The sequence below is a fragment of the Exiguobacterium profundum genome, assembly GCF_001909285.1.
Lineage (GTDB): Bacteria > Bacillota > Bacilli > Exiguobacteriales > Exiguobacteriaceae > Exiguobacterium > Exiguobacterium profundum.
The window spans coordinates 2576760-2594312 of the sequence record NZ_MRSV01000001.1; the positions used below are offsets into that span (position 1 = coordinate 2576760).

At 47.3% G+C, this 17553-nt stretch carries 20 protein-coding genes; 6 read left to right on the top strand and 14 right to left on the bottom strand.

What is annotated here, in order from left to right:
• Positions 1 to 15: 15 nt before the first annotated feature.
• From BBB58_RS13245 to BBB58_RS13280, 8 genes are all read right to left on the bottom strand, one after another.
• Positions 16 to 1563, bottom strand: a complete 1548-nt coding sequence (locus BBB58_RS13245) for a long-chain-fatty-acid--CoA ligase (protein WP_074037665.1) — start codon at positions 1561 to 1563, stop codon at positions 16 to 18.
• Between the two features lie 100 nt (positions 1564 to 1663).
• Positions 1664 to 2137, bottom strand: a complete 474-nt coding sequence (locus BBB58_RS13250) for a PTS sugar transporter subunit IIA (RefSeq protein ID WP_074037666.1) — start codon at positions 2135 to 2137, stop codon at positions 1664 to 1666.
• 147 nt (positions 2138 to 2284) lie between these two features.
• On the bottom strand, positions 2285 to 3274 hold the full coding sequence (gene lplA, locus BBB58_RS13255; protein ID WP_074037667.1) for a lipoate--protein ligase: 990 nt from the start codon (positions 3272 to 3274) through the stop codon (positions 2285 to 2287).
• A 71-nt stretch (positions 3275 to 3345) separates the two neighbouring features.
• Complete coding sequence (locus tag BBB58_RS13260) at positions 3346 to 4233, bottom strand: Cof-type HAD-IIB family hydrolase (protein ID WP_074037668.1); 888 nt, start codon at positions 4231 to 4233, stop codon at positions 3346 to 3348.
• A gap of 87 nt (positions 4234 to 4320) precedes the next feature.
• Positions 4321 to 5706: a protoporphyrinogen oxidase gene (hemG, locus tag BBB58_RS13265; protein ID WP_074037669.1), complete on the bottom strand. Its 1386-nt coding sequence runs from the start codon at positions 5704 to 5706 to the stop codon at positions 4321 to 4323.
• Positions 5699 to 6628, bottom strand: a complete 930-nt coding sequence (gene hemH, locus BBB58_RS13270; protein ID WP_015880944.1) for a ferrochelatase — start codon at positions 6626 to 6628, stop codon at positions 5699 to 5701. Before hemH ends, hemG begins: the two co-directional genes overlap by 8 nt.
• Positions 6625 to 7674 (bottom strand): uroporphyrinogen decarboxylase, encoded by a 1050-nt coding sequence (gene hemE, locus BBB58_RS13275; protein ID WP_074037670.1) that lies wholly within the window; start codon positions 7672 to 7674, stop codon positions 6625 to 6627. The genes hemH and hemE overlap by 4 nt, the downstream gene beginning before the upstream one ends.
• A 116-nt stretch (positions 7675 to 7790) precedes the next feature.
• A complete protein-coding gene (locus BBB58_RS13280) occupies positions 7791 to 8096 on the bottom strand; it encodes a MerR family transcriptional regulator (RefSeq protein WP_074037671.1) in 306 nt (101 codons plus the stop codon).
• A gap of 120 nt (positions 8097 to 8216) precedes the next feature.
• Here BBB58_RS13280 and BBB58_RS13285 point away from each other — a divergent pair, with 120 nt between their 5' ends.
• Positions 8217 to 9521, top strand: a complete 1305-nt coding sequence (locus BBB58_RS13285; RefSeq protein ID WP_047795604.1) for an ammonium transporter — start codon at positions 8217 to 8219, stop codon at positions 9519 to 9521.
• Between the two features lie 44 nt (positions 9522 to 9565).
• Here the strand turns inward: BBB58_RS13285 and BBB58_RS13290 are convergent, their stop codons facing one another.
• Both BBB58_RS13290 and BBB58_RS13295 read right to left on the bottom strand, forming a co-directional pair.
• Positions 9566 to 10699, bottom strand: coding sequence for an ABC transporter permease (locus BBB58_RS13290; protein ID WP_074037672.1), 1134 nt, complete (start codon positions 10697 to 10699; stop codon positions 9566 to 9568).
• Positions 10696 to 11433 (bottom strand): ABC transporter ATP-binding protein, encoded by a 738-nt coding sequence (locus tag BBB58_RS13295; RefSeq protein ID WP_084543108.1) that lies wholly within the window; start codon positions 11431 to 11433, stop codon positions 10696 to 10698. Before BBB58_RS13295 ends, BBB58_RS13290 begins: the two co-directional genes overlap by 4 nt.
• Before the next feature lie 169 nt (positions 11434 to 11602).
• Here BBB58_RS13295 and BBB58_RS13300 point away from each other — a divergent pair, with 169 nt between their 5' ends.
• On the top strand, positions 11603 to 11854 hold the full coding sequence (locus BBB58_RS13300) for a GlsB/YeaQ/YmgE family stress response membrane protein (RefSeq protein ID WP_047795606.1): 252 nt from the start codon (positions 11603 to 11605) through the stop codon (positions 11852 to 11854).
• Positions 11855 to 11899: 45 nt separating this feature from the next.
• On the opposite strand, the gene BBB58_RS13305 is transcribed toward BBB58_RS13300, so the two are convergent.
• Positions 11900 to 12949 (bottom strand): hypothetical protein, encoded by a 1050-nt coding sequence (locus BBB58_RS13305; RefSeq protein ID WP_074037674.1) that lies wholly within the window; start codon positions 12947 to 12949, stop codon positions 11900 to 11902.
• Between the two features lie 128 nt (positions 12950 to 13077).
• On the opposite strand from BBB58_RS13305, the gene BBB58_RS13310 reads away from it, so the two are divergent.
• Positions 13078 to 13506 carry an HIT family protein gene (locus BBB58_RS13310; protein ID WP_015880936.1) on the top strand — a complete coding sequence of 143 codons (429 nt, stop codon included), beginning with the start codon at positions 13078 to 13080 and terminating at the stop codon, positions 13504 to 13506.
• Positions 13507 to 13538: 32 nt separating this feature from the next.
• Here BBB58_RS13310 and BBB58_RS13315 read toward each other — a convergent pair whose 3' ends face one another.
• Positions 13539 to 13874, bottom strand: coding sequence for a hypothetical protein (locus tag BBB58_RS13315; RefSeq protein WP_074037675.1), 336 nt, complete (start codon positions 13872 to 13874; stop codon positions 13539 to 13541).
• Positions 13875 to 14042: 168 nt separating this feature from the next.
• Between BBB58_RS13315 and BBB58_RS13320 the strand changes: the two genes are divergently transcribed.
• Positions 14043 to 14399, top strand: coding sequence for a hypothetical protein (locus BBB58_RS13320; protein WP_015880934.1), 357 nt, complete (start codon positions 14043 to 14045; stop codon positions 14397 to 14399).
• 61 nt (positions 14400 to 14460) lie between these two features.
• Positions 14461 to 15024, top strand: a complete 564-nt coding sequence (locus BBB58_RS13325) for an HTH-type transcriptional regulator Hpr (RefSeq protein ID WP_015880933.1) — start codon at positions 14461 to 14463, stop codon at positions 15022 to 15024.
• On the opposite strand, the gene BBB58_RS13330 is transcribed toward BBB58_RS13325, so the two are convergent.
• Positions 15008 to 15346 carry a DUF1878 family protein gene (locus BBB58_RS13330; protein ID WP_235189241.1) on the bottom strand — a complete coding sequence of 113 codons (339 nt, stop codon included), beginning with the start codon at positions 15344 to 15346 and terminating at the stop codon, positions 15008 to 15010. The two genes, BBB58_RS13325 and BBB58_RS13330, sit on opposite strands and share 17 nt — an antisense overlap.
• A 153-nt stretch (positions 15347 to 15499) precedes the next feature.
• Between BBB58_RS13330 and BBB58_RS13335 the strand changes: the two genes are divergently transcribed.
• Positions 15500 to 16501, top strand: coding sequence for a peptidylprolyl isomerase (locus BBB58_RS13335; protein WP_074037676.1), 1002 nt, complete (start codon positions 15500 to 15502; stop codon positions 16499 to 16501).
• Between the two features lie 51 nt (positions 16502 to 16552).
• Here the strand turns inward: BBB58_RS13335 and BBB58_RS13340 are convergent, their stop codons facing one another.
• Positions 16553 to 17512 (bottom strand): HD domain-containing protein, encoded by a 960-nt coding sequence (locus tag BBB58_RS13340; RefSeq protein ID WP_074037677.1) that lies wholly within the window; start codon positions 17510 to 17512, stop codon positions 16553 to 16555.
• Positions 17513 to 17553: the final 41 nt, after the last annotated feature.

Sequence of the window (17553 nt, forward strand, 5' to 3'; positions counted from 1 at the left end):
GTCGCCCTTCTCTACTCAACTATTTTGAAACGCTTCGCTCTTTAAGACCGTTCGTAAAATCTTACCGGTCGTATTTCGTGGAAGCTCATCAATCAATTCGATATAGGTTGGTTGCTTGTATTTTGCTAATTTCGTTTGTGTGAATGCACGAATGTCCTCTTTCGTCACATTTTCATGTTTCGTGACGACGAACGCTTTCACCGCTTCCCCTTGTTCTGCATCCGGCACACCGATGACGGCAGCTTCGACGATATCCGGATGTTGATACAATACTTCCTCTACCTCACGAGGGTATACGTTATAGCCTCCAACGATGACCATATCCTTCTTCCGGTCGACGATATAGAAGTAACCATCTTCGTCACGTCGCGCCAAATCGCCTGTATAGAGCCATCCGTCTCGAAGTGTCATCATCGTTTCTTCCGGTAGTTTGTAATACCCTTTCATGACGTTCGGTCCTCGTACAATCAACTCTCCGACTTCACCGACGCCGACTTCTTCCCCAAGCTCGTCGACGACTTTATTTTCGACGTGAACGATTGAAGGTCCGATCGACCCGGATTTTCGCTCGCCATGGAGCGGGTTGAAGCAAGTGACCGGCGATGCCTCGGACAAGCCATATCCCTCTAGAATCTTGCACTCAAACATCTGTTCAAATGACTCGAGCAATTGAACTGGTAAGCTTGCTCCTCCTGAGACGAACACACGGACATGCTTCAACGCAGACGTGTAGGCCGGTACTTTCATTGCCGTCTGTAACAAGAAATTGTACATCGTCGGCACTCCGGCAAACAACGTCACACGGTGCTTCGGCACCAAGTCGAACACATCTTGTGGAGAGAACTTCGGTAAAATGACAATCGTCGCCCCTCGGAGGAGTGGTGCATTGACGATGACCGTCAAACAGAAAACATGGAACATCGGCAATGCCGCCAATGCTTTATCCTCTGGAGTGATGTCTAAATACTCTCCGATAGAATGTGCGTTTGAGAACAAGTTTCGATGGGTGAGGAGAGCTCCTTTCGGTTTTCCGGTCGTCCCACTCGTATAAAGGATGACGGCAACTTCATCCTCGTCCACTTCGATGAACGTCCCTTCTGTTTCAGCAAACGCTTCTGCGAATGGGATGAATTCAATCGTCCCCTCCCGCTTTAATGCCGGAACATCGGCATATGGAACGGAAATCACGAGTTTTAAGTAAGGCAACTTCGTGAGTGCCGCTTCCGCCTGTGCGACGAGCGGTGATAAGCCAACAATCCCTTTTACATCCCCATCAAGCAGAATGTAGGCCATTTCATCAGGCGTGTATGTAGGGTTGATCGGAATGACGACCCCTCCACGTGACAACACAGCGAAATATGCAATTAGGAACGCAGGACTATTTCCGAGAACGAGGGCGACGTGATCGCCTTGTCCAATTCCTTTTTGCTCAAGTGTCGACGCCATCGCCTTGACTTGCCCATAAAACTGTCCGTAACTCACCGTGTCTTCCCCAAACACATACGCCGCTTTCTGCGGGTGAGCAATCACTACTTCTTGTAGTGACTTGACTAAGTTTGCCATGGTAATCCCCCTTTAAATGAATGATGATTCACTTTTGAGCCATAAAAAAGAGCACGTTGCCCGCGCTCTTTTCAATTACTTCTATTGTACATGAAATGTTTCAATAAGAAAACGCTTCCAAAAAGTTCGCCTGCAAGTGAAACAATCCAGCTCGACTTTTCACGTGTACGAGCGCTTGGAGAGATTCATCATCCATGAGCAAATCATCAATCAGTTTATGATAGCCTTGTTTTTTTGATTCATTCGTAGCCGTAATGAATAATATCGCTTTCGCTTGAATCGTCTCTCCCGTGATAGTTTTTACTTCACACGTGTTCAGCAGATGAAGAAGGGAAATACCGTCTCGTTTCGCTATGGAGATAGGAACATCAATGACCGCAACCGGCACAGCGACATCACTCACCCCAGAAGGAATGATCGGTTCTTGATCGAGAACGACTCGCGTAAATGAAGAACTGACCATGCCTTTTCGTTCTAATTCAAGACCTACCGCCATAATCGCACGTTCAAACGTCGATTGTTCCGTCACCCACATCCGACTCGGGTCCATCCATTCACTGAGCCTTCGATACATTGTGATTCCTCCTATTTTTGATCAGCCTCTACGAAAGCGCTTGCACAAATTATGATACGCCTTCTCCCATCCAGGTGCAATCCGTACGTTCAACGTTCACGAAACTGCCAAAAAAAGGCGACCTCCGTAGAGACCGCCATGACTAACTTAACTAATCAAATCGACTAATTCCTCGAGCTCGACATTTCCGAAGTAATGTTTCAAATCGAGTTGCATCAATTGTTCACGGATGGCCGCACGTTCGAAACGCGTCCCAACGAGCGCTTGCTCGACATCTTGGATGTCACCGACACCGAAGAAGTCACCGTAAATCTTCGCTTCTGTGATTGTCCCTTTGTTGACGTTCAAGCGGACATCAATCGTCCCGATTGGGAAACGACGTTTCGACTCGACGTCGAACTTCGGCGACTTCCCAAAGTTCCAGTCCCAGTTCGCATAGCGTTCTTTCGAGATATCATGGACGATTTCCCAATCCTCGTCACGAAGCACATAGCGTTCCGGTTGTTCTCCATCATAAATCGAATGGAGAAGCGCTTCGACGAAATGTTCCATCTCCATTTCACGCTCTAAAAATTCAGTGATGTTCGCCACACGGCTACGAACTGACTTGATTCCTTTTGAACGCATTTTCTCTTCCGAGACGTTAAGTGAGTTCACGACCTCTTCAATGTTCGAGTTGAACATGAGCGTCCCGTGGCTGAACATGCGTCCACGCGTCGTGAATTGTGCGTTCCCACTGATTTTGCGTTCTCCGACCTGAATGTCGTTACGACCTGTCAGCTCTGCCTCGACACCGAGGTTACGAAGCGCATCCACGATTGGTTGTGTGAACTTCTTATAGTTATTGAACGAGTTGCCATCGTCTTTTGTGATGAAACTAAAGTTCAAGTTTCCTTCATCGTGATAAACGGCACCTCCACCAGAGAGACGTCGAACGACATCGATGCCGTTCTCTTCGATGTACTTCAAATTGACCTCTTCTGATGTGTTTTGGTTTTTCCCGATGATGATGGACGGACCGTTAATATAGAACAAGAAGTAATCTTCATGGTCTACGTTCAAATGTTTAAGGATATACTCTTCAACCGCCAAGTTGAGCTTCGGGTCGCGGATATCCGGATTAAAAATAAATTTCACAGTTTATTTCCTCCTAGTCGGATGTTCGTTACTCGTATTATACGAAACGAGACGAGCCCTCGACAAATCTTTTACTTCCACTCACCTGTCATCACGCGCTTCAATGCGTTCGCCACACCATACTCATCATGGCGTTCGGTGACATGGTCGCTGATGGCAATCAAGTCTTCATGGCTATTGCCCATCGCAATCCCTTTACCGGCCACTTTGAACATCGGAACGTCGTTCAAGTTATCCCCGATCACGACGACCTCAGATAAATCGATGCCATAATGTTCGGCAAGTTTTGTCACACCGTTCCCTTTATCTGCACCGTGTGCCATCACTTCGATGTTATCATTGCCTGAAGACGTGACATACACCCCTTCGACTTGGTCTTCGATTTCTTTCCAAAGTCCGTTCATTTTCTCAAGGTGGCTCGAGAAAGCGATGAACTTGTAGACACGTCCCGCTTCTTCTCGGATAAAGTTCTCAATGTCATCAACAATTTTGACGTCTTCGTTGACGTAGTAGCGATTCTTAAAGAATTCGTACATTTCGAGCGAGCGGTCGTCACCATTCGCTTTCAAGTTTTTCATCGATGCTTCAATCAAATCGCCACGGCTCGCCACGAGTCCCGCTTCTGTGTACATTTCGTAAAAAACGTCTGCATACTTGTCATCTTGATGAAGGACATCGATGACTTGAAGTGCCTCTTCAATCGTCAAATCGATTTCATGAAGGATTTCTCCCGACGTGTCGAGCACACGTCCCCCATTCGACGAGACGATCGGGCAAGAAAGTCCGACCTCGTCTAAAATCTGTTTCGCATTCACATAGTTGCGCCCCGTCGCAATCGCAAAGCGAATTCCTGCCGCCTCTGCTTCACGAACGATCTCCGCTGTCTCATCCGCGATTTTGGTGTGGTTGTGCAAAATCGTACCGTCCATGTCTGATACAAAAAGTTTATACGTTGCCATCTTCCATCACTCCTTTTTCTCTTTCGCTTTTAACTATAACAAAAAGAGAGGGCTTCGGAACAATCCGAACCCTCCCTTCATCAAATCTCAATTTTTTTCACGCAAAGCCTTCACTTGTTCCCGTACACTCTTCACACAGTCAGGCATCCCGATTCCGTCATAGGCGATTCCGGCGAGAATGACGCCTGGGTATACCCGGCTCATCTCGGCCCGAAGTGCTTTTACGCGGTCCGCATGAAAGACTGCATAAGGAGGCAGCCCATCACGGAGTCTACTGACGACGGTTTGAATCGGCTCACGATGGATGCGCATCAGGCCTTGAAGATCGTGTAATGCCGTCTCGATGATTTCTTTGTCAGATGCTTCAACGATATCATCTGCCCCGGGGCGCCCTAAAAAGACACGAAGAACGTGATATCCTTCAGGCACCGCATGCGGCCATTTTTGGTCGATGAACGTACACGCAGTAATGGTCACATCTGCTTCTTGACTCGTCACGAAACCTGTCCCGACAAAAGGAAGCTCAATATCTTCTTTTTTGAAGACAAGTGAGCACGTCGCCGTCGCATGCGGCTTCATATCCGCTAAGAAGTCACTATCGACTTTCGGGAGGAACTGACGTATGAGACGCGGTGGGACCGTCAAAACCAGATGGTCTGTATCGATGTCTCCGCGATTTGTGAAGAGGCGGTACCCGTCCTCATGCTCGGATACTTGTTCAACGGAACAGTTTAATACGATTTCAGTTCGGTCCAACCGTTCTGCCAAGCGGTCCGTCAGTGATTTGAGTCCACGTTTCAACGAAGCGAACTGACCAACCTTCTTCGCCCCGACTTCCGCGACTCGTTGTTCAGGACGTAAGTGTCGCATCCCTTCATACAAGTTCCCGTATTTCTTTTCTCCCTCGATGAACTGTGGGAATGTCGACATCGCACTCATTTGATCGATGTCTCCGGCATAGATACCAGAGAGTAACGGTTCAATCAATCGGTCGACAATCGGATCTCCGACACGCTCACGAAGGTACAGACCGAGTGAAACGTCCGAATCAGGTGCTTTTACATTCGGTGGTGACAGCAACATCTGTTTCAAGTCCTCGTGCTCTTCTTCCGAAAGCAACGTCGTCTCACGAAACGCATTGACGTCGAGCGGGATCCCCATCACCGTCTGTTTCGGAATCGGGTGGAGCCCGTCATGATGAAGGACGTAAGCTTGACCGACGCCATTGCGAACGAGTTCATCGCCTAAACCGACGTCTTCAATCAATTCCGTCATCGCAGTCTTACGAAAGACATACGAGTCCGGACCACGTTCCACCGCAAACTCGCCCGTTTCATACGTATCAATCTTTCCTCCGAGGCGATCCGTCGCCTCGAGCAACGTGATGGTCACGTCTTCCGGCAAATAACGCTCTGCATAAAAAGCGGCGGTGAGACCTGTGATCCCACCACCGACAATCGTGAATTTACGCATGATGCACAATCACGCTTTCCATTCGATCCGCGATGGCTTCGATGAAGCTTCGCTCTGCATTTGGCATAGCCGGACGTGCGTAGTGAACACCGAGGCGGTCACAGACAACTTTACACTCGACGTCGTTATCGAACAATACTTCGAGATGGTCTGCAACAAAGCCGACCGGCGTATAGACGAACGCCTCGTAGCCGTACTTTTCATAAAGTTCAGCCGTCAAATCTTGGACATCTGGTCCAATCCATGGGTCCGGCGTGTTTCCTTCTGACTGCCAACCAATCTCATAATGCGGGACGCCTGTTTCAATGGCAATTTTATCAGCTGTTTCTTTCAACTGATCCGGATACGGGTCGCCACCAGCCAAGATTTTCTCAGGGAGACTATGCGCTGAAACGATGAGACATGTCTTTTCAGCCGGTACAGGCAATGACGCATACGTATCGTTGATCGCATTCGCCCACCATTTGATAAACTTCGGCTCATCATACCACGACTCTACCGAACGAATGTCGATGCCATACTTCGCTGCTTCTTCATGAGCACGTCCGTTGTATGATTTGACGCTATATGATGAGTAATGAGGTGCTAAGACAACCGATACCGCCTCTTTGATGCCGTCGTTCGCCATTTGTGCGACCGCGTCTTCTACGAACGGTTCGATATGCTTCAATCCGATATACAGTTTGAACTCGATTTCACCTACATGACGCTCGTTCAAGATGTCACGAAGCGTCTCCGCTTGATCGATCGTGATTTTTGCGAGTGGAGATACTCCACCAATCGCTTCGTAACGTTCCGTCAAATCTTGAAGTGCTTCCGGTGACGGTTTGCGTCCGTAGCGAATGTGCGTGTAATACCGCTCGATATCTTCTGGTTTGTACGGTGTGCCGTACGCCATGACAAGTAGTCCGACTGTTTTCATGATTCGTTGCCTCCCATTTTTTCGCGTGAGTAGTCGTGAATGAATGCCGTCAATTTGACGAGTACGGCCGGGTCGACTTCAGGGAACACCCCATGTCCCAAGTTGAAGACGTAACCTGGCTGTTTCATTCCTTCATCTAAAATTTCCTTTACCTTCTCTTCGATGACCGACCATGGAGCTAACAAGAACGACGGGTCTAAGTTTCCTTGAACCGCCTTTGTGATGCCACGGTCCCGTGCTTCCTGTACTGACAGACGCCAGTCAAGTCCGACCACATCAAGGGGAAGGTCGTGCCATTCCTCGATTTGATGACTCGCTCCGACACCGTGCATGATGAGCGGAATGTCGAGTGAACGTAGTTCTTTAAAAATACGCTCCGTCGTCGGTTTGATGTAACGTGCATAATCTTTGCGGCTGAGCGTCCCGACCCACGAATCAAACAATTGGAACGCTTGAATGCCGGCATCCGCTTGCGCCTTCGCATACGTGATGACCATGTCGCCGAGTTTTTCCATCAATGCATTCCATACATCTGGTTCTGCATACATGAGTGCTTTCGTACGATGGTAGTTCCGCGACGGTCCCCCTTCGATCATATAACTCGCCAATGTGAACGGTGCGCCTGAAAAGCCGATAAGCGGAACTTCTAGTCGTTCCCGTAGTAGACGGATCGTGTCGAAGACGTATGAGATATCTTCCGGGTTTAACGGTTTTAAGCGTTCCACATCTTCCATCGTTCGATACGGGTTATCGATGACCGGTCCAATCCCGCTCTTGATCTCGACATCGACTCCCATCGACGGAAGTGGCGTCATAATGTCTTTATATAGAATGGCCGCGTCGACTCCGAGTTGTTTCACCGGAAGTTCCGTCACATATGCACAAAGTTCAGGATCATGCGTGATCTCGAATAGTGACCTCGTCTTTTTAATCTCTCGATATTCCGGTTGGTAGCGTCCGGCTTGGCGCATATACCATACAGGTACATAATCTGTCGCCTCTCCTTTAAACGCTTTTAAAATAGTATCGTTCATACGTCGCGTCATTCCCCTCTAAATTTCTCCTACACTCTTTATTCTCGTGTTTGTGAACTCAAAAACATTATACAGAAATTAATTAGAATTATGCTAATGTGAAGCATTTTCATTGTGTTTTCTTTGTGTCATTTTTTTGTCGGAAATGTTCGGAAGGCAGAATTCAATTGACCTCGAATCAAATCATCACGCTGTTTCGTCGACAATCGTCGTTCTCGTTCCTTAATATCTTGAATTCGCCATCCATCCTCTAGTTTAGTCGCCACTTCGACCAAACGTTCCACGTCATGGAAAGAATATTTACGTGAACCACCTTTTGTCCGTTCCGGAAAGACGAGACCTTTTGCTTCATAATACCGGACTTGACGCTCCGAAAGTCCCGTCAATTCAGTCACAACGCCCATCCCGATCACTTTCTTCGATTTATAGTCCATTCAGCCTCGCCTCCTTAATAAAAAAACTATGTCAGATAATCTGACAAAATGCAATCCAGCATGAATTTTTCGTTTTACACTGAAGTCAACTTTTGGAAAGCACCTAAGAAAAAGGAGGGCATGAACATGGAAGACATTCTCTATTATATGGACACGCTGTATGTACTCATCGCTGCATTGCTCGTATTGACGATGCAATTAGGTTTCGGATTACTCGAGACAGGGACGCTTCGGGCGAAGAACGCCGGTCACGTCGCGGTCAAACAAATTATCAGCCTCTCTGTGGCGGCACTCGCTTTTTGGGCGGTCGGGTTCGGTCTCTCGTTCGGTGACGGGACGACTTGGTTTGGGACAGAAGGATTCTTCTTAAGCGGATCATTCACAAGTCTCGACTGGGCGAACGTCTCCATCGACATTAAATTCTTATTCCAGTTATCATTCGTTGCAGTTTCCCTTGCCATCGCGTGGGGTGGATTTGCGGAACGGGCTAAGCTTTCTGCCTACGTTCTGTTCGGTATCTTCTTCGTTGCCATCCTCTACCCAATCGTCGCTCGCTCAGTATGGGCTGGCGGAATGCTCGGATCAATGGGGATGCAAGACTTCGCAGGTTCGGCGGTCGTTCACCTTCAAGGTGGGATGGCGGCTCTCATGGCAACAATCATTTTGAAACCACGACGTAAGACGGAATCACTCGCTGGTCATAACCACGTGTTAACAGTCGTTGGTGGTCTCGTCCTCTGGCTTTGCTGGTTCGGCTTTAACGCCGGTTCGACAATGTCGGTCGCTGACGGATTCTTCGGTTACGTCGCATTGACAACGATGCTCGCCACAGCAGCCGGTGCGCTCGGCGCCCTTGCAATCGTCATGCTCCATCGGAAGACGGCAGATATCCCGACAATCGTGAACGGAGTACTCGGAGCACTCGTTGCCATCACGGCAGCATGCGCGTTCGTCGAACCGTGGGCAGCTGTCGTCATCGGTGCACTCGCATCTGTTGCAACATACGGAACGAGCATCTTGATGGCGAAGTATGTGGATGACCCGCTCTGCGCCTTCTCCGTACACGGAGTCGCTGGGATCATCGGAACACTCGCACTCGGTTTCTTCGCATCTCCTCGACTCGTTGAGATCACAGGAATCGGTTCTGCTGGACTCTTCTACGGTGGCGGATTGACACAGCTCGGTGTGCAGACACTCGGTGTATTGATCGCGATGGTCATCGCCGGTGGTGGAAGTTATGCCTTCTTGAAACTTCTCGACGTCACAATCGGACTCCGTGTCACAGAAGAACAAGAAGATGTCGGCCTCGACATCGCAGAACATGGTGTATCAGCATACGGTGAAGTCGAAGAAACAACTGAGAAACCAGGACGCCTCCCGAAGATTCTCGGTTCGAGCGTATCCGTCATGTCACCTAAAAAATAATCTAATCACGTGAGAAGGACATCCCGCACAGGATGTCCTTCTTTTTATTTTAATCGACTTAAGTAATAGCGTGTGACCAAGATAGACAAGACCAACCCGACCGCCGCATCCCATGTGGCACCGAAAGCGACAGATGCAATCACTAGAGCGACGGACTGGATGACGAGCAGTCGCATCGCCCACCACGAATACCCTGCGATTCGCTCATCGCGTGTAATCGGTAGCCAAGAAACGATGGAAATCGCTTCTAACCGTTTAAATAAAGGAACGAGCTGTAACGCGGTCAAGCCTACAAAGAGTGGCGTAACCAAGCCGACGTACCATCCTCCCGACATCCACATGACAATGAGCGCCACTACGGTCAAACGTAGAATTAAATCAAGTGAGTCGTTCGAACGGAGAATACGAAGTCCGTACACGTAACGTGAAGCGTCCACGCGCCGTAGGACCCGATTTTCTAGAAGCCGAGTCAATAGCCGGCGCTCTCGAACCTCTTCTTTCAAGGTCGGCAAATCGACGAACCAGCTGATCACCCGTTCAAATTGTGCCCGACTCTTCTCTTCGAGTGACGACCAATGGAGAAGCGGAATCCGCTCATTACGCTTCAGATGCAAGAGAATGAAGGGAGCGAATGCGGGGATCCATGCCCACTGTGTCCAATTCATCAATAACAAGACACCACTTCCAAGTGCAAACGGCAGGATTGTCCATTCGCGCACTCCTTCCACTTTTGCCAACCGACCTGCAGCTGACAACATGACCATCGTCACGACGAAAGATAACACTTCAATACTCGAATAACTCTCTGTCCGTACGAGGAGCGGAAGTAAAACGAGCAGGACGAGCAATCCACGTAGTGCAGCAAAAACAAGATTAAATAAACGCACCCCGATCATATAGGAACGAATATCTCCTAACTCTGGAAGTAAAAACACTTGATCCGCCTCCTGGACGAATGTTCGCGGGCGATGACCGAGCGGCATGATTAAAAGGACCGCCGCAGCAATCCACGTCCCGGGGAATGTCCCATCGATTCGTTCTAAGAAGCTATTGTAGACGAACGCCCCGTAAATCAAGGTGAAATAGAGCGTGAACAGCAGTCCCCCGTTTGCAACGTAGCGACTGTACTTAACGACCTCTTCCATCCAGGTCCCGAGCCTTGCTGTAAATCGATTCATGACGACCGTTCCTCCGACGCAATTGCTTCTACATATATGTCATCAAGTGTCGCATCAGGCGACAATCGATACACGTCACGTAACTCCGCCGCTGTTCCGCTTGCGATGACGACTCCTTGATGGAGGAAGACGAATCGGTCGCAGTGCCGCTCTGCCGTTTCGAGGATATGGGTGGACATTAAAATCGCACAGTCTTGTTTATATTCATCAAACAACTGAAGCAATTGACGAATGGCTAGTGGGTCGAGACCGACAAATGGTTCATCAACAATCAAGAGCGGCGTTTTCGTCACGAGCGCACACAAGATCATCGCTTTTTGACGCATCCCTTTTGAAAAGACGGAAGGGAACCAGGCGAGTTGTTTTTCCATTCGCATCTCTTTCGCCAAACGTTTCGTACGCGCAGCCAACTCGTCCGGATTCACATCGTATGCCTTCCCCATCAATTCAATATGTTCTTGCAAGGTTAGCGTCTCATACAATATCGGTGTTTCCGGTATGTAACTTACTTTTTTACGATAGTTCTTTTCAGAAGAATTTAATGTCTCACCATCAATTTCGATGTTTCCGGAGAGGGGTGACAATAACCCCAAAATGTGTTTGATTGTCGTCGATTTTCCAGCTCCGTTTAGCCCTATCAAACCAACGAGCTCCCCTTTTTTTACTTCAAACGAAATGTCATACAAAACTTGTTTACCGAGATATCCGCCGTTCAATCGATCGACGTGCAGCATGAAAACCACACCTTTCATTTTCATCTTTTTTTCGTGGTATATGTTTTAAATGTTGTCACATGGGAATAATCTGAACTGTAAGGCATTTTAAAATAAACATCAATACTTCCATTGTTCCACAAAATCGTTGTAAAGAACAATGGGCAAAAAGAGGAAGGAGAAATGAATGATGGGGTTTATTCTTTATTTGATTATCGGGGGTATCATCGGTTGGTTAGCAGGATTAATTTTAGGTAAGGACGTACCAGGTGGAATCATTGGTAACATCATCGCGGGGATTATCGGTGCATGGTTGGGTGGACTTATCTTTGGTAACTTCGGACCAATCGTTGCGGATATCGCGATTATCCCGGCTCTTATCGGTGCGATTATCCTAATCTTGATTGTATCGTTCGTTATGAAATCAATGCGTAAAAAATAAGATTATGTATCGGAGGGGCTTCCATTGTGGAATGTCCCTCTTTTTTCATTGGATCAGTAAATACATTGCCTGGTTCTTTTCGATAAACTGTTTCTCGGTCTCAAGACCAAAGAACGTAAAGAATGATTCGAAGAACGATTGACCGTAATCCCACTCTGTTCCGAGTGGGTGTTCCGACTTCGCTTTCGGTTCACCGAGGAGGGCAATCAAATCATCCGGTCGTTTATCGAGGTCGACCCGAATCGATTCCACTTCCTCATCTTTAAACGTGACAGCCAATCGCTCATAGTCCCATTTTCCTTCACGCTTTCCAGCCGGTTCACCAAGCGTTTCTTGAACTTGCTGACTCGACTGCCCAATTAAAGAATCGACCGTTTCGAGTGAGTGACCCGTTTGAGCCTCCACTTCAATTTCAATCAACTCAGCCCGCTTCAAATCAAATTGTCCGGCAATGGCTTCGTTCGATTCAGGCATAAGGGCATACTCAATGGATTTAGAAGATATCAATTGAATCGTTTCGGTTTCCGTGACCGTCTCTCCATTTGTCACCGCTACCGCTTTGACATCATATTGTCCCGGCATCTGTTCAAACGATAACGTATCATCGGCTTCATCAATCCGTCCTACCTGTTGTCCATCAATCCAAATATTCGTCAATGGTACATCCGAGGTCACATCAATCCGTTGTGGGAGTAGTTCAATTCGATAGTCAGAAAAGCCATACCGTCCTTCCCCCGTGTCGATCAAACGAAATAATCCGTCCGCCTCCATACCCGACGTTCGGTTGGCTCGGTCTTTCGCAACTTCTGCGATAGCCTCTCCTCGAATGGACTTTTCATCGTTCAACCACCCCATGAATCGTAGAGCCTCCGCTCTCGATAAAGGTTCTCCAAGATATTCGACTTTCTCCTCAAAAAAGGTACGCTCTTCTTCTAATAAGGCCTCTTTGAATGCGACGTGAATTTTATCTTGTTCTGCCGCCGGCTTGTATGCATATATATAGAAAACAATGGCTCCAACTAGAATCGTGAAACTAGAGATCAAAAGAAAGACTTTCGGACTCCGCTCTTTTTTTCTACTTCTCGTATAAGGCATGTGCTCACCTCCTTTGCGCTCACTTATCTTCATTATAGAAGGAATCCATCTCGCTTCCTATCGTTCTTGCGCCCGAACTTCCGTGTTATGATGGAACAGAAACGACATTTAAGAATGGAGGAATGAAGATGCATACAGATCCGACCTGTATCTTTTGTAAAATTGCAAAACAAGAAATCCCATCCTATCGGGTATATGAAGACGAAGCGGTCGTCGCTTTCCTCGACCTTTCTCAAGTGACGAAAGGACACACGCTCGTCATCCCAAAACATCATGCGAAAAACGTATATGAATTGCCGGAAGACGTGGCGGCAGATGTCTTTAAACGCGTCCCGACCATCGCCAAAGCGATTCAACGTGAAACGGGTGCCATCGGAATGAACGTCTTATCGAATGCCGAAGAAGTTGCCGGACAAACGGTGTACCACTTCCATATCCATTTGATTCCGCGCTTTGGACACGAGGATGGATTTGGTGCGAAGTGGATCACGCAAAATGACGCCTTCACGTCAGAAGAACTCACTACCCTTGCATCGAACATTCATGCCCACGTATAAACAGACAGAGACCCGTCATCGACGGGTCTCTTTTATGATTGATTAATTGAGTCACGATGCCGTTTTCGTTCCTCTTCTAGTTGCGCCCGCTCGACCTGAAGCTTGATTGCCACTTCGTATAGCTGTTGACGCGTCTTGACAGATGTCGCTTGTTCAAATTCTTTTCGTAATTTCGTTAGACGGGCATCTATTTCAAGCATCCGCTTTTCTCGCATCGATTCTTCACGTGCCTGTTCCGTTTGCTTCGACGCCTCGTATCCCGCCTCTAGTGTATTCATAATGGATTCGGCCCAAGTGTCATCTCCCAGTCGTTTCGCAGCGAGATACAGGTCAAGCATGTCATCTACCCAACGCTTCGCTTTCTCCACTGAGGATCACCTTCCTTTACCTGTATTTTAAAATAAAATGATTTTTCGGTCAAAAATGAATGTTCTGAAAAATTTTATTTGCGATATAGGTTTTTAATCACTCTTTTTTGGTAAAATAATATGAAAAGAATGTAATTCTGATTATCCGAGCTTGAGGAGGGGAATGAATTGTCGAGTCGCCAACGTCGAGATTGGATTGCTTTCGGCTTTGTTTTAGCATTTTTAGGAGTCGCCACAGTGAAGAAATTGGCGCGAGGAACTGCAAATGATGCCGCTGCTCAACAACATCGAGCATCCACAATCACTACGCTAAAAGAACAATTTGGGAATGTGGCGAAACATGCATCGCAGGTTGCCGCCGCAGGAAAACTGCAAGGAAAAGAATTGACTGACCAAGTGAAAGCCGAAGTCGAACGCTATCAACAAGACATTCAGCCTTCAGTCGAGCGCATCCAAGGGAACCTTCAGGAACTCTCGAACGTACAGTCTGCTATGACTGACAAAACCGTCAATCAAACACAGTGAGTGTTTGAGGTCATCGTCCGTCGATTACATTTGACTTTTTATCCGGAAAGGATGGATCGAGATGGAACACGAAAAAGAATTCACTGGCCCTGAGGCCATGCTCTATAGCCACAAAATCATTCAATTGAGTAAAGCTTTGTGGAAAACCGTCGAAAAAGACTGGCAAAACTGGATCAAACCGTTCGACTTGAATATCAATGAACATCATATCTTATGGATTGCCCACGCTTTAGGCGGTGCATCGATTTCAGAAATTGCGAAATATGGCGTCATGCACGTCTCGACTGCTTTCAACTTCTCGAAGAAGTTAGAAGATCGTGGATTACTTACGTTTTCTAAAAAAGAGACGGACAAACGAAACACGTACGTTCAATTGACACCTGAAGGCGAATCGTTATTACTCGAAACGATTCACGCCTTCGACCCAGAGGGGAACGGTGTATTCCGTGCTTCCCTTCCGCTCCAAGAACTGTATGGAAAGTTCCCTGACTTAACAGATATGACGGCTATCGTGCGTCGCTTGTACGGGGATAACTTTATGGATATCTTTGCGGAAACGTCAAAAATGATCACAGAAGAGGCAGGCAGACGCCCTGATGAGGATGAACTCAGTCAAGAAGCCTGACCTGCCGATAAAGTGGTTCTGTGACGTCTAACTCGATTCCTTGTCGGACACATGCCTCAAGAATCGTTTTGACGTCAAGTCTCACATCTAACATACCTGCAAAATGGACGAGCAATGGTTCTATGGACGTGTATCCGTAGCGCAATTGCTCGTTTTGCTGTGCCCGAATCTCCTCAAGCAATTGATAAAATGACTCGACTTCTTGTTTCGTCAAATTCGCTCGAATCACCTCATATTCGAACGGACGGTCTGTCCAATCGACAATCTCGAGTAAGATCTTCATCTGATAGGCTAAATGCTCGACCTTCTCCTCTAGTGACACTTCCCTCACCCCATCATTTCACATTCTATTTCATCATTATACGACAGGATTGTGTGCTATGATACTGTACAGACAAGAGAACAGCTGTCATGATTAGGAAAATGTGATATAGTCGGACTTAGAAACTTTAAAGAATTATTAGGGGTGGAATACATGTCAAACGGAATGACGAACGAACCAAAAAAGCAAGATAAAAAATTCTCAACTGGCGCACTCGTCGGTGCATCTGCAATCGCACTCATTATCGGTGCTGGCGGTACGTATGCGGCAACGAACGCAGGCGGCGGAGAGTCAGATAATTCAGCAGTCGTCACATACAAAGGTGGCGAAATCACACGCGGTGAAATCGCGGATATGAGCTATGATCGCATGGTGCCACAACTCGCATTCCAAGAGACGATGAATGCACTTCTTGAAAAAGAATACGGTGACCAAGTCGACCAAGAAAAAGTAGATGAAGAGTTCAGCAAGACAGAAGAACAGTTCAACTCAGAAGAAGAGTTCGAACAAGCGATTCAACAAGCCGGTATGAGCGGTACGGAAGAGTTTAAAGAAGCGCTTCGCGGACAGATGCTCGTTGACGCTGCGAAATCGAAACTTGTCGATGTGACCGATGAAGAAATCGAAGCACAATTCGCAAAAGAGAACGTGGAAGTGGAAGCTAGCCACATCCTCGTTGAAACTGAAGAAGAGGCACAAGACATCATCAAAGAGTTGAATGACGGTGCAGACTTCGCTGAACTTGCGAAAGAAAAATCAACGGATACTGGTTCAGGAGAACAAGGTGGAGAACTCGGTTTCTTCTCTGCTGGTAAGATGGTACCTGAATTCGAAGAGTACGCATTCAAAGAAGATGTCGTTGGTAAAATCTCTGAACCGGTTCAATCTCAGTTCGGTTTCCATGTCATCAAAGTGACAGACCGTAAAGAGAAAGACTTGAAACTCGAAGACGAGAAAGATCGTATTCGTGAAGAATTGGCAGCTGAAAAATCAGCTTCTGTCGATGCGAACAAAATTTACGCTGAGTTGATTGAAAAATACAACGTTGACGTAAAAGATGCAAAAGCAGAACAACAATTTGACGCTGTTAAAGAAGCGATTAAAAACGCAGACGAATCTTCAGAAGAACCTGCAGCAGAATCAACTGAACAGTAATCACAAAGGGGCACTCCAGCAATGGAGTACCCCTTTTTCGTTGATCATCTATTATAGATTCGGGCGATAGAAGGCACGGTTATCGAGTGCCATGACACGCTCCGTGAATGTCCCCGGCTCGACCCCTTCATACGCTTTCTCAAACATGTTCATGCGCGCATCAATATTATCAATGAAGAATAACATCTCCGCTTCAGGTAATTGTGGCGCATTCGCAGATCCCCATTCCGGCTTCCCGTGATGGCTTAAGACGAGATGTTGCAACAAGGTCGTCACTTCGCGGTCCGTTCCAAGTTCCCGTGACACAACTTCAAGTTCCGATGCCATAAGTGACAAATGACCGAGTAATTTTCCTTCGAGTGTGTATTCTGGCGTAATCGCATCAGACAATTCGATGACTTTCGCCAAATCATGCAAAATCACACCCGCAATCAAAAGATCACGATTCAAGGATGGATACAGTTCACACATCGTATCCGCGAGCTTCAACATCGACATCACATGAAATGCCAGTCCCGAATAGACCGCGTGATGATGTCGAACGGCAGCCGGATACGTAAAGTATGCCTCTTCATGACGATTGACGACTTCCTCGACAAGACGGCGAATCTCATCGTGTTGAAGTGACGTTATGAATCCACGAATCGTCGTCTCGAGCTCTGACTTCGGAATCGGAGCCGATCGGACGTACGGTGCGATGTCTATTTCCTGCTCGATGATTGAAATTTGTTTTAGTTTCAACTGGGTGCGCCCGCGATAGTCCATCACTTCCCCGGCCGCATGGACGATTTTTTTCGTCGCATACTTCTCGGTATCGGCACTATCCCATAATTTCGTTTCGATTTCACCACTCTCGTCGCAAAGGATTAATGTTAAATAAGGTTTCCCGTTCCCGGCAAGTCCCTTATACGATTGTTTGATCATGACATATTGGTCTAGCGTGTCGCCCACTTTGAGCTGACCGATTTTTGTCGTCAATGAAAGCACCTCTCTCTTGTTCAGTACCTTCATCTTAACGAAAGTTTGAGACAGATGCCAACATTCCTGACAAT

Bases quoted from the DNA above. Each gene is read 5' to 3' on its own strand.
- BBB58_RS13245 (WP_074037665.1), bottom strand. From the start codon at position 1,563: ATGGCAAACTTAGTCAAGTCACTACAAGAAGTAGTGATTGCTCACCCG.
- BBB58_RS13250 (WP_074037666.1), bottom strand. From the start codon at position 2,137: ATGTATCGAAGGCTCAGTGAATGGATGGACCCGAGTCGGATGTGGGTG.
- BBB58_RS13260 (WP_074037668.1), bottom strand. From the start codon at position 4,233: ATGGCAACGTATAAACTTTTTGTATCAGACATGGACGGTACGATTTTG.
- hemG (WP_074037669.1), bottom strand. From the start codon at position 5,706: ATGCGTAAATTCACGATTGTCGGTGGTGGGATCACAGGTCTCACCGCC.
- hemH (WP_015880944.1), bottom strand. From the start codon at position 6,628: ATGAAAACAGTCGGACTACTTGTCATGGCGTACGGCACACCGTACAAA.
- hemE (WP_074037670.1), bottom strand. From the start codon at position 7,674: ATGACGCGACGTATGAACGATACTATTTTAAAAGCGTTTAAAGGAGAG.
- BBB58_RS13280 (WP_074037671.1), bottom strand. From the start codon at position 8,096: ATGGACTATAAATCGAAGAAAGTGATCGGGATGGGCGTTGTGACTGAA.
- BBB58_RS13285 (WP_047795604.1), top strand. From the start codon at position 8,217: ATGAACATGGAAGACATTCTCTATTATATGGACACGCTGTATGTACTC.
- BBB58_RS13290 (WP_074037672.1), bottom strand. From the start codon at position 10,699: ATGAATCGATTTACAGCAAGGCTCGGGACCTGGATGGAAGAGGTCGTT.
- BBB58_RS13295 (WP_084543108.1), bottom strand. From the start codon at position 11,433: ATGCTGCACGTCGATCGATTGAACGGCGGATATCTCGGTAAACAAGTT.
- BBB58_RS13300 (WP_047795606.1), top strand. From the start codon at position 11,603: ATGGGGTTTATTCTTTATTTGATTATCGGGGGTATCATCGGTTGGTTA.
- BBB58_RS13305 (WP_074037674.1), bottom strand. From the start codon at position 12,949: ATGCCTTATACGAGAAGTAGAAAAAAAGAGCGGAGTCCGAAAGTCTTT.
- BBB58_RS13310 (WP_015880936.1), top strand. From the start codon at position 13,078: ATGCATACAGATCCGACCTGTATCTTTTGTAAAATTGCAAAACAAGAA.
- BBB58_RS13325 (WP_015880933.1), top strand. From the start codon at position 14,461: ATGGAACACGAAAAAGAATTCACTGGCCCTGAGGCCATGCTCTATAGC.
- BBB58_RS13335 (WP_074037676.1), top strand. From the start codon at position 15,500: ATGTCAAACGGAATGACGAACGAACCAAAAAAGCAAGATAAAAAATTC.
- BBB58_RS13340 (WP_074037677.1), bottom strand. From the start codon at position 17,512: ATGAAGGTACTGAACAAGAGAGAGGTGCTTTCATTGACGACAAAAATC.